Genomic DNA, 14,451 nt, shown 5'->3' with positions numbered 1-14,451 from the left:
AGGTCACGGCGACCGGCTCACCCGGAGCCGGCGACGTAAACGCGAAATAGCGACGATCCATGTGCCGATGGTAACCGGCCGCGCGCCCCGACCGCCATCTGCCGGACCTCAACGTCTCACGATCCGAGATGCACGACTCGATATCCTGCTGGAATGGACCGGGAAGTGGCCAATTACCGGCAGCATCCGACGGAGCCCGGCGTGGACCTGCTCAGCGCGCGCTACGTCACCCATCGCTACACCCGGCACGCGCACGCGACGTACACGTTCGGGCTGATCGAGTCGGGGGTCGAGGAGTTCGAGCACGCCGGGAGCCTGCTGCGGGCGGCCCCGGGCCAGGTGGCCCTGCTGAACCCGGAGGTGGTGCACACGGGCCAGGCGGGCGTGCCGGAAGGGTGGCGGTACCGGGTGCTGTACCCGGCCGTGGACGTGGTGCGGGAGGTCGCGGCCGAGCTGGGCGCCCCCGGCGGCATGCCGTTCTTCCCGGCGACGGTCGTGGACGATCCGGCGGCGGCTCGGCTGTTCCGCTCGGTCCACGCCAGCGCGGCGCGCGGCGACGCCCTCGCGTCGTCGTCCGCGCTGCGCACCGCGCTCGCGTGGGTGCTGAGGCGACACGCGGCCCGGCCACCCCACGCGGAGGACGAGGGCGCGGCGCCCCGGGCGGTGCGCGCGGCACGCGACCTGCTGCACGAGCGGCTGGCGTCGCCGCCGTCGCTGGACGAACTCGCGGCGGCCGTGGGAAGCGGCCCGTTCGCGCTGCTGCGCGCGTTCCGCGCGGCCTACGGCCTGCCGCCGCACGCGTACCTGACGAACCTTCGCGTGCAGCGGGCCCGTGCCCTGCTGGACGCGGGCCTGCGCCCGGCCGAGGTGGCGGCCAGGGTCGGCTTCACCGACCAGGCCCACCTGACACGCCACTTCAAACGCGTCGTCGGCGTCCCACCCGGCGCCTACGCCCTCGGCCGCACCGCCTGAACCCGGCCCGCGCCTCCCGGGCGCGCGGAGCGGCGCTGTGGGGCGAAGGGGTGCAATTTCGTTCAAGACGGTGACCCGGCCGGTTTCTAGGGTCGGGGCATGGATTCGACGACGCGGCCCGCGGTACGGGACGGGCTGGGGGTGGGGTTCGCGGTCGGGTTGTCCGGGGTGGCGTTCGGGGCCGCCGCGGTCGCGGCCGGGCTCAGCGTCGCGCAGGCCTGTGCGCTGAGCCTGGTGGCGTTCTCCGGGGCCTCGCAGTTCGCGCTGATCGGCGTGGTGGCCGGTGGCGGGAACCTGATCGCCGGGGCGCTCGGCGCCGTACTGCTCGGCGGGCGCAACACCCTGTACGGCCTCCGCCTCGCCGGGACGCTGGGGGTACGCGGCTGGCGCCGGCCGCTCACCGCGCACGTCGTCATCGACGAGACGACGGCCGTGGCCACCGCGCAGGACGGCCGCCGGGCGGCGCGGGCCGGGTTCTGGGCGACGGCGATCAGCATCTTCACGGTGTGGAACCTGATGACGCTGGTGGGCGCGGTCGGCGCCTCCCAGCTGGGGAACCCGGACACGTACGGGCTGGACGTGGTGGGCCCGGCGGCGTTCCTCGCCCTGCTGTGGCCCCGCCTGCGGACCGGCGCCGCCGAGCGGCGGGTCGCCGTCCTGGCCGCGATCGTGGCGATCGCCGCCACTCCCCTGCTGCCGCCGGGCGTCCCGGTGATGCTCGCCGCGGTGGCCGCCCTCGCCGGCGTCCCACGGCGCCGCCCACGACCGCACGATACGGGCGACTCCGCACCAGAGCCCGCCCTGACCGGCGGCCCCGGGGACGAGACCCCATGACTCCCACGAGTGAGCGAAGCGAGCGAACCGAGAACGCGGCACGCCCGGTCCCGCCTCCGACGAAGGAGGTCCCGTGAGTGAGCGAAGCGAGCGAACCGAGAACGCGGCACGCCCGGTCCCGCTTCCGACGAAGGAGGTCTCTTGAACGTATGGATCGCCGTGATCGCGACCGGGTTGGGGTGCTACGGGCTCAAGCTGGCCGGGCTGGTCGTCCCGCAGCGGGTGCTGGGCGACCCGCGGGTGCGCCGCTTCAGTGAGCTGGTGCCGGTCGCCCTGCTGACCGCGCTCGTCGTGGTGCAGGTGCTGGCGAGCGGCCGGACGCTCGAGCTGAACGCCCCGCGGCTGGCGGGCCTGGCCGCCGCCGTGGCCGCGCTGCTCCTGCGCGCGCCGTTCCTCGTCGTGCTCCTCTCCGCCGCCGTGCTCACGGCCGGCCTGCGCTTCCTCGGCGTCTGAGCGAAACTCCGCCGCGGCCGGATCATGGGTTGCTGTCAGCTTCTCGGGACTGAAGCCCCCGAGCTTGCGAGTAGGTCCTCGCTGGCTGTGAGGTTGCCTCCCGCGTCTTGGCCATCAGACCCTATGGTCTGGTGGCCGGGACGCGTGACTTACGCCCCGCGTTCCACACGGTCTCGCCTCGCTGGGCGATGTTGTGGGAAGCGTTCCGGTCCGCGTGCGCAACGACGCCGCAGCCCCGGCAAATGAAATGTCTCTGGTCCACGCGGCTCTTTTCGTCCGTGTGGCCGCACTCGCAGCATGTTTGGGAGGTGTGCCGGGGATCGACGAAGACCACGGGCACACCAGCTCTGCGGGCCTTGTAGACGATGAACTCCCCGAGTTGGGCGAAGGCCCAGGAGTGGAAGGTGACCCGTTGGGGCCTGCGGAGCCGTACCCGGTCGCGGATTCCCTTGAGTTTTTCGAGAGAGATTCCTCGCCCGGTGCGTTCAGCCTCGGTCACGATCCTCTTGGAGATGCAGTGGTTGATGTCCCTGGCCCGCCGTGCTTCCTTGCGGGAACGCTTCTTCAGGAGCCGCTTCGCGGACTTGGTGCCCTTCTTCTGAAGCTTGGCCCGCAAGCGCTGCTGCCGTCTGCGGTAGCGGTTGAGCTCGCGTCCGGCGGCCTTGTAGCGGCTGCTGGTGGTGGCGATGTTCTCGATGCCGAGGTCTACGCCGATGAACTCGTCCGGCTCGTACATCTCCGGCTCGGGCACCTCGCAGGTGGCGATGAGATACCACGCGCCGTCACGACACAGCAGATCAGCCTCGCCCTTGCGGTACGCAGCGAGGGTCTTCAATGCCCCAGGGGAACAGACGAACGGTATGCCCTTCATGCGCCCCTGCCGAGTCGTAATTGCTACCGTCTGGGCGTCGATGTCCCAGCCCATGTTGCGGTGGTCGTACGCCTGCGCCGCATCAGCACGGAAGATGATCGGCTTGGACTCGGCTTTGCGGCGCCGCTTGGAGTTCCCCGGCCCGAGGTTCCCGGCCTTGATATTGGCGCGCAGCGTCGTGTAGGCGTCCACGACCTTCTTGATGAGCTGCTGCGCGGCGGCAGACTTGATGCCCCGTTCACGCAGCCCGGCATACACCAGCTTCCGCAGTGCATGCTCACGAACCGTCAGCCCGAAATGCTCATAGGCGACTTCAGATACCCAATTGGCGCCCTCGTTGCAGCCGTGCAGCTCATCGCCCAAAGCCGATGCCACCTCGGGCGTCGGCCGGAGCTTCACGGAGACAACAATTTTCACGAGGGTGACCATAGCATTGCTGTATGTAACCATGCCGGGGAACCAAAGCCCTATACACGCATCGGAAAACACCCTTCGCATACAGTCCGATCGCCAGCGTTGGTCCCGGGCTCTCCCCGTAGCCGCTGCGACGGCTGCGGATCCGCATGCGCCACCCGCTCGCCGACCGGTCGTTCGAGATGCCCCTGGAGTCCAGCCTGCAGCAGCTGCTGGCCAGCCCGGCGTACCGGCAGGTCGGCCCGCTGCTCAGGTCGGGCCTGCGGGAGACCTGGGACGAGGAGGACGCGCGGATCCTCTGCTACACGGCCGAGTACGAGGGCACCGCCGCCACCGCGGTCTTCGCCGTACCGCTGCGGCACTACAGCCCCGAGGAGATCCGCGTGGCCCTGGTCGACGAGTCGACCGAGTTGGTACTACACCCCGCCTGATCTACCCTGCCACCAGCAGCGCTACAGCCTCCCGTGTGATCTCCCCGCCGATCACGCCGGGAGGCGTACGCGTGAGATAGCCGCGCTTCCTCGCATCCCTGATGTAGGTCTTGACGCTGTCGATACTCACGCCGAGACGTTCGGAGACATCGATCAGGGGATGTCCGGAACCAGCCTGCACCGCCAGCACGTAGAGACCGGACACGATCGCGCGCTTCCTGGTTGCGCTCTGATCTTGGAAGCTCTTGATCAGGGGCTCTACGGCCCGTTGTAGATCAGCGTCTACCGCGTCCCGCCTTGCTTGCCTCCGAAGATCGGCGATTACTTCGCCCCAGGCCACGGCCCGTAGGTGCTGGTTCTGAAGACCTTCTTCGGCCTCAATGATGATCTTGGTTGGGTCCTGCCCCTCCCCAAAGGTCATCTCTACATGCATCCCGTTGACCGTGCTACGTGCGGTTGCCATGCCTCGGAGACTACCACGGTGTTGGCAACACAGAGTGGGAGGAAAGATTTCCAAAGTCGTACTCTGACCTGCGGAAACACACTTTACTACTTGGCAGGAGTAAACAACCCGGACTTGCCAGCCCCGTAGGGCTGGCCCCATACTAGTAATCGTTCGGCCGGCGGGTCGGAAAGGGCGGCGGGACAGAGCGCTGCGAGGAGTGGTTCCTCTTGTCATGGGACCGGAATCCGATGTTCGTCATGGGTGCATGGAAGCGGGCCATGCTCCTTTGATGATCAACGGACAGGAGAGATGAATGTTGGTCGGACCACGCAACCCCCAGGCCACCATCGGAACACCGGAGAAGCTGTCAGAGAAGGTCACGCGGCAGCGGTACACCGATGGTGACTTGTATCAGGTCCGTGTGAAATCAGGAGAGGCTGTTTCGCCTAGCAGGGAACAGGCAGAGCGTCACATACCCTCCAGCGCCGTCTGGCTCGGAGCATTTGAGGAAGATGACGAGATCTATCTGAGCATGTGGGACCGAAAGTAGGACTAGCCGCTATAGGCGCCGACAATACGATCGGCGCCTTTTCGTATGCAAGGAGGAGGATGGATGAGAACGGATACAGCTACGCGACGCTTCCAGATGACGACCTACCGGGAGGCTCTAGAGAAGGCGAAAGATCGGCCAACATGGATAATCGACGGAGTCATTAGTGCACACACAACGTTGTTGGTGGGGGAAGCCAAGGTTGGGAAGAGCTTTCTAGCCTCAGCGCTTATTGCATCGCTGAGCACGGGAGAAGACTTCATAGGAAAGCCGGTTCCTCAGGATCGCGATTTCTCCGTCGCTGTGTGCTGGACCGATGATGCGGGCGACGTGGAATACGGGGAGCGCATTGCAACGGTGATGCCCGGAGAGGCAGAGCCCAATGTTGGTTTCTATGCCGTTCATTCAATGGAACGGCGAGAGGACTGGCAAGACCTCTTTAGGGAAGTCATGGCGGACGGGCGCAACTTCGTCATTATCGATAATCTGTCTCAGTGTATCGACGGAAGTTACAACGATGATCACAGTGTCCGAAAGTTCTATGACGGCGTGCGGCTGTTTACCCGTGTCGGAATCCCCGTTGTGATCATTGCTCACTCAACCGACAAAGCCGGACCCAACGGGCAGAAATCAGAAAAGCCTATGGGTTCCGCCTACATCACGCAGGCCGCCCGATGGCGCTGCTTCGTCCGTAGGTCCCGCAAGGGGAACATGACTCTCAAGTTCATGGGCAACTACACGGATGCCCACGAGATCACGGTTCATCATGGGGCCGGCGCGCGATTTACCGTGCTGGCTGCGAACGACGTTGACGAGAACGGCAAGCCCAAGAAGGCCGTGTCAGAGGAGCGGCTTGAGTGGGCAACGTTCTTGGACGGGAAACAGTTCACGTCCTACTCGGCAGCAGCCCAAGCGATCAAGGACCAGTTCCCGGACGCTCCGGCGGTAAGTACCCTCAAGAACCGCTTCTCCGATGGCGCCATACCAGGACGGTTGGTTGAGGGAACCTATGACCGGTACGCCAGGGCGTGACGCCCACCGGGGAAACCCCAGGTCACAGCGTCACGCGTCACCGTGACGCGGAGTTCACCGACCAAGATCAATATCTCTCTGACCAGCGGATACGGGAGCGTCATCACGTCACGAAGTACCCCTATATAGTGACTCCTTCGTCGCCACTATTACCCACAACTACTACTTCTAAGGGCAGGGCTCTTGGAAGCCCTGCCCAACGGAGAAGAGATAGATCAGGGACCAGACCCCTCTAAGGGGTCTGGTCCTTTTTTCTTTAGTCCCTAATGATCAGACGGCTTTGGAGGCCGTCTGATCTAGATCAAGATCACTAGTGAGTATCGGACGACCTAGGAGGGACGTCCGATCTTCTCAGACTCCGTTAGAAGACCGACAGGGCCTCTCAGAAGGCCCTGAGAGGTCTAGGAGAGACATACCGGCCTCCAAGGGTCGGGATGGCCGGTGTCTGGTTCCTCCGTTGCCGAGAGCGAAGCGAGCGGACGGGAGTCCGGCGCCAACAGAGCGCCGGACTTCCCTACTTAAATCTTTCGTCCGTTGGGACCCCCAGGACGGGGGCCGGCTCCCTAGCGGATACGCGGGACACGGAGTCTTAGCCGGTCACGACTGTGTGCCCCAGATCACATCCCCGTGGGTGTTACGAATCCAGCGGAATAACACACTTATATATATGAGGGGGGTTTTAGAAACCTCCACTGGTATAGGAAGGGGTTCGCCGTGAAGTGCTCACATCCGGGCTGTACTCGCCGTGTTGTCACGCGGCGACCCAAGCCGCTGTGCTTCTCTCACCGACGTCACATCATCGAGTATGGCGAGACGCGCGACATCCGCACTCGTCGAGTTAGCCGACTGTCTTCGGACGGCCGTCTCTGGTGTCCCGGCTGCAAGACCCATCTTGCCCGGATGAACTTCAATGAGAACCGGTCGCAACCTCACGGTGTAGCGACCCTCTGTAGAGCTTGCCGGTCAAAGCAGCGTAAGGACGCTGCTTGATCGGCTAGGGACGTGCGTGCCTAAGCTTCGCATGTCTCATCTTAGGTGTGTGGCTGGTCACCACACTTAGAGGGTTGATTCCCTCATTCTCCTTATTTTGGGCACTGGGCCCCTTCGGGGGCCCATACCTTTCTTATTCAACCGGAAGGGGCCCGAAGGTCCCCATCCCAACGCGAGTTACTCAGTCGGCGCAGCGAAGCTACCGGCCCTCAGCGATGGGGGCCGGTAAACACATCCCACGACTGCCTACCCGCCCACTAGCCACGACACGCGCACCCGCAGACGCTCCCCAGAGCGTCTCTGACGCCACCACAGACGTTTACCGAGTCTCCGGCACCAATCAAGGCCGTAGAGACCGCCACAAACTTTCTTGTCTCTCTTCTCTCCTCCGGTAGCCGACGGGGAGACCTCCGACTCCGATACCGAGGTCTCCCCAAGGGCTTTCACCGTTGAGGACACAAAGACCGCTGCGATCCATCGGGGTTCGCAGCCTGTATGAAAATATCCCGGAGGATATGAATGGCTAATGACTACACCAATGCCCTGACCGATCTGTTTGTGCCCGAAGTCTGGCATGCTGAGCTTCTCACCGCTCTTGACCCCCTGATGGTCTGGACGTCCGGACTTGTGAGTAACCGGGATTACACCGGAGACATCACCGGGCAGGGCGACATTTGCCACATCAACGCCCTCGTGTCGCCCACCGTTGGTTCCTACAACGACACCACTGGTATGAGCATCGAGCAGCTTAAGACCGTGGAGCAGGATCTACCGATTTCCGAAGCTGACTATGTCGCCTTCTATGTAGGCGACATTGAAAGTGTACAGGTTGCCGGCGCCCTCTCTCAGCCTGCCTCTCGTCGGTCTATCCAGGAGCTTGCTAAGTCGGCTGACACTTTCATGGCTGGTGTTGCCGCTGCCAAGGCCACGGCCAGCACGCTTGACCTTTCCTCGGTCACCGCTTCCGCCGACAAGGGTGAAGCGCTGCTTGACCACCTGTTCGACGGCATGCAGCAGCTTGACGAGCATGACATTTCGTCTGATAGCAGGTGGGCGATTGTGAGCCCCCAGGCCAAGCGTTATCTTCTCCGTGCGGCTGCCGTAGCGAACGCGTCTGAGTTCGGTCAGGGTGGCGCAACGGCCAACGGCGTTGTTGCTCGCCTGGCGGGTTTCACCATCATGAGCACTACGCAGATGCCGAGTGGTGTTGACCTGATGGTGGGCCAGCGTGATTTCCTCACGTTCGCTTCTCAGTTCCAGGACTTCCGCGTTCAGCCTGTCGAGAAGTTCCGTCGAAACCAGGTGGACAGCTTGCACGTTTACGGTGCGAAGTGCGTGAGGTACCCCGGCCTGGACACGGTCAAGAGCGACAACACGTTTGATGAGTCGATCGCTTCACCCGGCCTGATCAAGACCACGGTCACGTGGACGACCGGTTGATTTAAAGCTTTATCTGCCCCCATCCCTACTACCGGGATGGGGGCTTTTTCTATTTGATCCCTAAGTTCCACGGAGAGACTCGTGTCTGATAGTCATCGTTGCAGGCGTCCCGGTTGCAGGTTTCAACGCAAACCCCGGACGGGGAGACACGCGGGCAAGTACTACCCGACATGCGGAGGGCCCTGCCGTTGGGCCGAAAGGGCTTCTGAGGGACTTCTAGCGAAGCGCTACGTACGGGGGCGCGACCTTGCGGCTGACGCAACAGAGATGGTGAGGCTGATTGACGTGCTCGACGCGAGAGAACAGGAAGACACGCCTATTGGCGATGAGGACGTGGCTTCTCTGATGACTCTGGACCGAGCTTACCGAATCCGGAATCACGAGAACACCTGATGCACGAGAATATCGGGCTGGTCAATGATCTAGCCGTCGCTATGGGCGTCGGGCCGGTAGACATCAAGATTCTTCTCAATACGGTTAGCGTTCCTTGGAAGCACCTTGCCGGCCAGGATATCTACTCCCGCCGGCACCTCATCAAGGCTTTCCGTAGTGGTCTGGTTCGCACGGAGAAGCCCATAGGCACCGTTACCGCCCAATACAGCCACCAGGAAGCAGCGGAACGCTACAGGGCCTCTCTGCCAATTGACGGCATCCCCTACTAGATCCCTCAATCCCCACGGCTCTAAGCCGTGGGGATATTTTCATTTGTCCGGAGCTTCCACGGTCGGCTACTACTCCGAAGCAGGCCACGAGCAAATGCGCAAAGCACAAGATATATTGAAGCTCATATAACGTCATTCTTTGCCATTTCGTTACGATCGCTATTCGGGCAGGTCCGGCTGTGTTTAATGGCCGGAATCGGTCCGATTTCCCAAGTCCCAGACTTGTACACGGGCCGAAAGGGGAAACTGCCCTCCCACGTGCACGGTAGGAATGACCCTATCCCCCCACCCCTTGCCGGCTGAATCACAGTTCTAGCCCTTGACTTTCACTCTTTGTTGTGCTCTGTCATCTCTCATCACTCTTCACTCTCTTAGTTGTCACTCTTAGTCTCTAACTTCGTCACTCCTTGTCATCTTTAATTACTTCTCTACTTTGCTACTTCCTGCTCTCGCTAGTGCTGAGCTGCCTCACACCAAGCCGAACGCACGGTAGGAGGGAAGTAATAAAGCCCGGTGCGGGTAGTGGACCCCCTTATGACCTGCCCCTTTGCGAGGGATGCCGGGCCAGTTTCCAGAGCAAGCCAGCGAAGAACCCCCAGCCGGCCGCCCCACCGCCAGTGTCACCCCATGACTGCCTCAGGGACGAAAGGAAGAAAGTGAAGAAAGTAGTTTGCCCTGGTCAGAGCCCGCTGGACGGCCATCGGAGCCTACTTAAATCTTAACTCCTGCTTGCTACCTCCAGGGATGACAGCCTAGAGTCGCTCCCATGGCGACAACACCAGCACGTGACGACAAGGCGATCTTCGCCGGCCCCCTGGGCGAGATCGCAAGGAACCTCGGAAAAGTCAGCGAAGCGGACCCAATCGGAATCCTTGCCACTATCCTGAGTGGCTTCTCCTCCTACATTGGCCCCACCACCAAGGTCACGACAACGGCCGGTGAGATGCCTCTCTCACTGTGGACCATCCTTGTCGGGACGAGTGGCCGTGGCCGAAAGGGCCAGGCCACTTCTATTGGACTCCGAGTCATCGAGAAAGCGTGGAAGTCGTGGGGACAGGAAAACGTACTTCACAGCCTCCCCGGAACGGGCCTTGGCCTGGTGACAGAGCTTTCCGAGCATGCCGACGAAGAGGGCAGCACTGCCCCGATGCTCTTCGTTGAAGAAGAGCTAGACACCACCATCAACGCTATGAAGCGTGACACCAAGATCGGTGTCTACCTGCGCAAGGCTTTCGACGGCTCAGACTTGCGCCACAAGACGTCTGTCGCATCGATCCGGATCAAGAGCCCTCACTTTGGCATCGTGGCTCATGTCCAGCCGAAGAACTACAAGGCGATTCTCGGCGGACGTGACAGCACGGGCGGTACCTGGAACCGCTTCCTGCCGCTTCTCGTTGCCCGTGCTCGCACGCTGCCGGTGTTCGGCGGTCCGGACCCCCAACCGGTCATCAAGAAGGCCGCCAAGGCTCTCAGGGCCATCGGGAGCGCTGCCCGAGAGATAGAGGAAGTAACCGTCTCCGCTCGCACAGCCAAGGCTTTCGAGAAGAAGCACCGGATCGCGCTGGAAGCGCTCATCGATGGGAACGATGAGCTTGCCGAGCAGTGTGAACGGGCCCTGGCTCACTGTGTGCGCGTCGCTGCCCTCTACGCCCTGGCAGAGGGTTGTGACGAGATCTTCGTGCGGCACTTTGATGCCGCCCTGGCCCTGGTGTCCTACAGCATCGCCACTGTCCGGGAGATCATGCCAGAGACAACGGGGGAGAGTCTCCCCAACCGGATCGCTGAAGCGGTCAAGGCGGCCGGCGAAGAGGGGATGACCCGATCTGAGCTGTGGGACGCTATCGGCCGATCGATCAAGGCTGAAGAGATCACCAAGGCGCTTCTCTCACTGCCTCAGATTCAGCAGACGAAGAAGATGGGGCGCGGACGGCCGTCGCTCATCCTCCGATGGACGGAAACGCCAGCGAAGACCGTGGCAGCCTGATAGACAAGACGGAACCCCCTGGCCTACCGGTGAGAGGCCAGGGGGTTTCTGCTGTGGAGTCAGGTGTGGCTTCGGCGCTCCATGCGCCCCCGGACAAGTCGGGGATGCATGATGTCTATAGCCTTTCGTCCATCATCCGTCACACAGAAGACGGAGAGGCCACGGCTTGTCCGATCTATCTGTCCGGAATCCTCCATGGCCATAAACCAAGAGCCTAGGTCGAATTCATCGGCAAAGGTCGCGCTCTTGGTTGTAGAACCACTGGGGTAGTACACGAGGTAAGAACAGTCCTCAGGCGGATATGTCATATGCTCCCTGTACCTCCACAAGCGCCGCAATCGGTTTTGCCGTTATTCACCTTACCGGTGCCGCTACAGACCGGGCATGGCTTGCCCTCTGGCGGTGCACTGTGTTGGCCCATGATCCCGTACCTCCCTGTCGCTTCCTACGGTAACGCGCCCGGTTAGACCCATGAGACTCCAGCCATGAGTTACCCCCTTACAACGTTCGCGATCATCCGTGCCGCCTCTCCGATCTGAGCGGCAGGAACCATCGGTGCGCCCCACGACCAACACCACATGAGATCGTCACCGACCATGCGGAGTGTGATCGTCTCGTGGGTGTAGGGCTTCCCGTGATCTAGGGAGACGGTGAGGCGCGTGGATGGCTCATGCACATGGACCAGGTAGCCCATCTGTTCACACGCGCGAACCAGCTTCGTGACGTACTGATCGGCGCTGCACGTGTCAGGTGGGGCGGTTAGGTCCATGATCGGCACTCCTGTCGGATTCGGTCTCTACAAGAGTGGCGTTTGACGCGTAGCCTGGGGAGCGCATGCACAGCTACGCCCCTGGTACAACCCCCGGCCCCCATCTGTACGAAGGTGTACGCGGAGATGACGAGCAACCGCATGACAGCCCGGAAGTTCCTTGCTAGGGAGATCGCTTTTGCTCGCGAGGCAAAAGGGATGACACGGGAGGAACTAGCAGAAGCCGTCTACGTGTCCAAGGAACTTGTAAGGGCATGGGAGTCCAGCCGACGCGTTCCGCAGCCTCAGTACCTGGAGAACATCGAGGAGGCTCTAGGAACCAACGGCTACCTCAAGCGGCTATGTGATGATCTGGTTAAGGCTGAGCCAGTACCGGAGTACATGGGGCGTTGGCGAGAGATTGAGGACGCGTCATCATCTCTGCTGTGGTATCAACCGATGATCATTCCCGGTTTGCTACAGACACCGGAGTATGCACGGGAAATCATCCTCAACTCTGGCCGTGAAGTGGACGACATCGATCGGCAAGTACAAGATCGTATCCAACGGCAGAAGATCCTCGCTCCCGAAAACTCCCTGATGTTCGTCGCGATCCTCGATGAGGTGGTACTCAATCGCCTTGTAGGTAGCAAAAAGATAATGCGCGAACAACTCCTTAAGCTTCTAGAGGTAGCACAGCAGCCGAACGTAAGTATTCAAGTTGTCCGACTCGGCAGCGGAGCGTACCCAGGTCTAGCCGGTGATTTTGGTATTGCCGCTCTAGATGGACACGAGTACGTGTATGTTGACGACGCGTTCAGCGGTGACGTCTTGGAAGATCCGGAAGACGTAGCCGTGATGAAACGTGTGTGGTTAACCCTGCACTCACACGCATGTTCGGCACGTGAAAGCATGGAACTGATAGAGAAAGCGGTAAAGCAATGGGAGACATGAACTGGCGTAAGTCGTCCCACAGCGGCAACGGGGGTGCCGACTGTGTAGAGGTAGCCGTTAGCGAGAGTGACGACAAGTAGAACTGAGACGGAAAACCCCCGGCGATATTTGCCGGGGGTTGTTTCATGCGCTCCGAGATGCCAGCGCCTCACGCATCTCGTCAAGTCGGCCCCACATCACCAGCATGGAAACGTCGTCCGAACCCCTTGGGTGACGGAAGTAGAGCTTGACCTCATGGTCTCGCAGGAACAGGCCTCTCTCCGCGTCGCTGAGGCCGTCCCAGACCGATGTGAGGTCTTCACCTGTCTCTAGCCACTCAACGCGCTCCCTGCGCTCTGGAAGACTCCTGAGGGCCTGTAGAGACTCCTCTCGGGACTCGATGAGCCGTAGCGTTGCCTCCGCAGCCGTAGATCCAGGCTTCACGCGCGCGAGGTTGCCCGTAAGGTTGTCCAACTCCTCTGTAAGTGCCGCGATGTCTTCGGAGTGATCTTCGGCCGGCGAAACAACGCGCCGAAGCATAGGCATACCATCGAAAGCAGTGCGAAAACTACTATCTAGCTGCTCGCGTATGACGTCGGCACGGACTGAACGGTTTCCGCAGGAGGCCCCCCGGTCAACGGACGAACACCGGTAAGTACCTTTACCATGAGACAACAGGTGATAGTACGGCTTCCCGCAACCACCACACACGATTACGCCTTGATACTCGCTGGAACTCGGACGGTTGGCTTCCTTCTTCCGAGAGATCTTGTCTAGAGCTTTTTGTAGATCCGAGTATTCTTGCCTGCTGACAAGGGGTTCCGCTTTCGCAATAGGCAGGCCGGTCTCATCCCTCAGAGTCGAGTTATCGTTAGTTGTGTATTCCCCTAGTAGGTTCCTCGACCGAAGCGCACGTACGATGTTGGAAGAACGCCATTGGGCGCCCTTGGAGGGGCGCCCCATGCGAATACGATGTGCATCAGCGGGGACAGGAATACCACGCTGGTTCAGGTCCCTTGCGATGCTGGCCACTGACTCACGGCCAGCGGTGACACGCGCCACCATCTCACGCACGATACCCACGAGATTCTCATCAGGAACCAGCCACGTTCCGGTGATGCCGTCACGTGTCTCTTTGACCTGTCGGTATCCGAACGGTGCGATAGCCCCCTTGAATCGACCTTGCGATATCGCCTTTTGTTGTCCGTCTAGCGTGTTCTCTCGGATACGGTTCCAATCCCATTCCGCAACCACGGCGAGAATCTTGGCGGCCATCTCACCGCCGGGAGTGGACAGGTCAATACCGTCCATGATGAACACGACAGCAATCTTGTTCTCTTTGGCCCAAACGATTAGCCGGAAGAACTCCATGGCATCCCGGCACACACGGTCAAGCTTGGTGGCCACCAGGACATCGAAGTCTTGAGGCCTAGACATCCACTTGCCAAGGTCCTCACGTTCCCATGGGGACACGCCCTTACCGCTGACATCCTTGTCTACGGCGATGCCGGCCAACTCCGCATCGTGTAGCTGACACCAACCCTTGATCTTGTCTTCCTGCACCTCAGGACTCGTGCTGGCATCCCGCATGCGGCTTACGCGTATCGCTCCGACAGCTCGTCTCATGGTTCGCATGGTACCAACTCACTAGACGAGTCGACCGAGTCCACGCTCCTCGTCGGCGCCTGACCG

The 14,451-nt window shown here is 61.4% G+C and carries 13 protein-coding genes; 10 read left to right on the top strand and 3 right to left on the bottom strand.

Features of this window, described 5'->3' with window-relative positions; all coding sequences use genetic code 11:
- Positions 1-153: 153 nt before the first annotated feature.
- The 3 genes from OG417_RS20595 to OG417_RS20585 all read left to right on the top strand — a co-directional run bounded on the left by OG417_RS20595 (position 154) and on the right by OG417_RS20585 (position 2,259).
- Positions 154-972: an AraC family transcriptional regulator gene (locus OG417_RS20595; RefSeq protein ID WP_329258393.1), complete on the top strand. Its 819-nt coding sequence runs from the start codon at positions 154-156 to the stop codon at positions 970-972.
- 99 nt (positions 973-1,071) lie between these two features.
- Positions 1,072-1,806 (top strand): AzlC family ABC transporter permease, encoded by a 735-nt coding sequence (locus OG417_RS20590; RefSeq protein ID WP_329258390.1) that lies wholly within the window; start codon positions 1,072-1,074, stop codon positions 1,804-1,806.
- Between the two features lie 141 nt (positions 1,807-1,947).
- On the top strand, positions 1,948-2,259 hold the full coding sequence (locus OG417_RS20585; RefSeq protein ID WP_329258387.1) for an AzlD domain-containing protein: 312 nt from the start codon (positions 1,948-1,950) through the stop codon (positions 2,257-2,259).
- 121 nt (positions 2,260-2,380) lie between these two features.
- Here the strand turns inward: OG417_RS20585 and OG417_RS20580 are convergent, their stop codons facing one another.
- The gene (locus OG417_RS20580; protein WP_329258384.1) at positions 2,381-3,559 is read right to left on the bottom strand and encodes an RNA-guided endonuclease InsQ/TnpB family protein; all 1,179 of its coding nucleotides are present in this window, start codon (positions 3,557-3,559) and stop codon (positions 2,381-2,383) included.
- A gap of 134 nt (positions 3,560-3,693) precedes the next feature.
- Here OG417_RS20580 and OG417_RS20575 point away from each other — a divergent pair, with 134 nt between their 5' ends.
- Positions 3,694-3,975: a hypothetical protein gene (locus OG417_RS20575; protein ID WP_329258381.1), complete on the top strand. Its 282-nt coding sequence runs from the start codon at positions 3,694-3,696 to the stop codon at positions 3,973-3,975.
- A gap of 1 nt (position 3,976) precedes the next feature.
- Here the strand turns inward: OG417_RS20575 and OG417_RS20570 are convergent, their stop codons facing one another.
- On the bottom strand, positions 3,977-4,438 hold the full coding sequence (locus OG417_RS20570; protein ID WP_329258378.1) for a hypothetical protein: 462 nt from the start codon (positions 4,436-4,438) through the stop codon (positions 3,977-3,979).
- A 595-nt stretch (positions 4,439-5,033) separates the two neighbouring features.
- On the opposite strand from OG417_RS20570, the gene OG417_RS20565 reads away from it, so the two are divergent.
- The 6 genes from OG417_RS20565 (at position 5,034) to OG417_RS20540 (ending at position 12,860) form a co-directional block, all read left to right on the top strand.
- Positions 5,034-6,002: an AAA family ATPase gene (locus OG417_RS20565; RefSeq protein ID WP_329258376.1), complete on the top strand. Its 969-nt coding sequence runs from the start codon at positions 5,034-5,036 to the stop codon at positions 6,000-6,002.
- Between the two features lie 1,509 nt (positions 6,003-7,511).
- Complete coding sequence (locus tag OG417_RS20560) at positions 7,512-8,432, top strand: hypothetical protein (protein WP_329258373.1); 921 nt, start codon at positions 7,512-7,514, stop codon at positions 8,430-8,432.
- Between the two features lie 392 nt (positions 8,433-8,824).
- The gene (locus OG417_RS20555; RefSeq protein WP_329258371.1) at positions 8,825-9,094 is read left to right on the top strand and encodes a hypothetical protein; all 270 of its coding nucleotides are present in this window, start codon (positions 8,825-8,827) and stop codon (positions 9,092-9,094) included.
- Positions 9,095-9,860: 766 nt separating this feature from the next.
- Positions 9,861-11,078 carry a DUF3987 domain-containing protein gene (locus OG417_RS20550; protein WP_329258369.1) on the top strand — a complete coding sequence of 406 codons (1,218 nt, stop codon included), beginning with the start codon at positions 9,861-9,863 and terminating at the stop codon, positions 11,076-11,078.
- Between the two features lie 895 nt (positions 11,079-11,973).
- Positions 11,974-12,780 carry a helix-turn-helix domain-containing protein gene (locus OG417_RS20545; protein WP_329258366.1) on the top strand — a complete coding sequence of 269 codons (807 nt, stop codon included), beginning with the start codon at positions 11,974-11,976 and terminating at the stop codon, positions 12,778-12,780.
- The gene (locus OG417_RS20540; protein WP_329258363.1) at positions 12,768-12,860 is read left to right on the top strand and encodes a DUF397 domain-containing protein; all 93 of its coding nucleotides are present in this window, start codon (positions 12,768-12,770) and stop codon (positions 12,858-12,860) included. The genes OG417_RS20545 and OG417_RS20540 overlap by 13 nt, the downstream gene beginning before the upstream one ends.
- Positions 12,861-12,903: 43 nt before the next feature.
- Here OG417_RS20540 and OG417_RS20535 read toward each other — a convergent pair whose 3' ends face one another.
- Positions 12,904-14,385, bottom strand: a complete 1,482-nt coding sequence (locus OG417_RS20535) for a recombinase family protein (RefSeq protein WP_329258360.1) — start codon at positions 14,383-14,385, stop codon at positions 12,904-12,906.
- Positions 14,386-14,451 lie beyond the last annotated feature (66 nt).

The organism is Actinoallomurus sp. NBC_01490, from assembly GCF_036227085.1.
In the GTDB taxonomy this organism is placed as follows: Bacteria; Actinomycetota; Actinomycetes; order Streptosporangiales; family Streptosporangiaceae; genus Actinoallomurus; species Actinoallomurus oryzae.
The sequence above is the reverse complement of the archived record's forward strand: the minus strand, read 5'-3'. Positions and strand labels throughout refer to the sequence as shown.

Bases quoted from the DNA above. Each gene is read 5' to 3' on its own strand.
- OG417_RS20570 (WP_329258378.1), bottom strand. From the start codon at position 4,438: ATGGCAACCGCACGTAGCACGGTCAACGGGATGCATGTAGAGATGACC.
- OG417_RS20545 (WP_329258366.1), top strand. From the start codon at position 11,974: ATGACGAGCAACCGCATGACAGCCCGGAAGTTCCTTGCTAGGGAGATC.
- OG417_RS20550 (WP_329258369.1), top strand. From the start codon at position 9,861: ATGGCGACAACACCAGCACGTGACGACAAGGCGATCTTCGCCGGCCCC.
- OG417_RS20555 (WP_329258371.1), top strand. From the start codon at position 8,825: ATGCACGAGAATATCGGGCTGGTCAATGATCTAGCCGTCGCTATGGGC.
- OG417_RS20535 (WP_329258360.1), bottom strand. From the start codon at position 14,385: ATGAGACGAGCTGTCGGAGCGATACGCGTAAGCCGCATGCGGGATGCC.
- OG417_RS20560 (WP_329258373.1), top strand. From the start codon at position 7,512: ATGGCTAATGACTACACCAATGCCCTGACCGATCTGTTTGTGCCCGAA.
- OG417_RS20565 (WP_329258376.1), top strand. From the start codon at position 5,034: ATGAGAACGGATACAGCTACGCGACGCTTCCAGATGACGACCTACCGG.
- OG417_RS20595 (WP_329258393.1), top strand. From the start codon at position 154: ATGGACCGGGAAGTGGCCAATTACCGGCAGCATCCGACGGAGCCCGGC.
- OG417_RS20580 (WP_329258384.1), bottom strand. From the start codon at position 3,559: ATGGTCACCCTCGTGAAAATTGTTGTCTCCGTGAAGCTCCGGCCGACG.
- OG417_RS20540 (WP_329258363.1), top strand. From the start codon at position 12,768: ATGGGAGACATGAACTGGCGTAAGTCGTCCCACAGCGGCAACGGGGGT.
- OG417_RS20575 (WP_329258381.1), top strand. From the start codon at position 3,694: ATGCGCCACCCGCTCGCCGACCGGTCGTTCGAGATGCCCCTGGAGTCC.
- OG417_RS20590 (WP_329258390.1), top strand. From the start codon at position 1,072: ATGGATTCGACGACGCGGCCCGCGGTACGGGACGGGCTGGGGGTGGGG.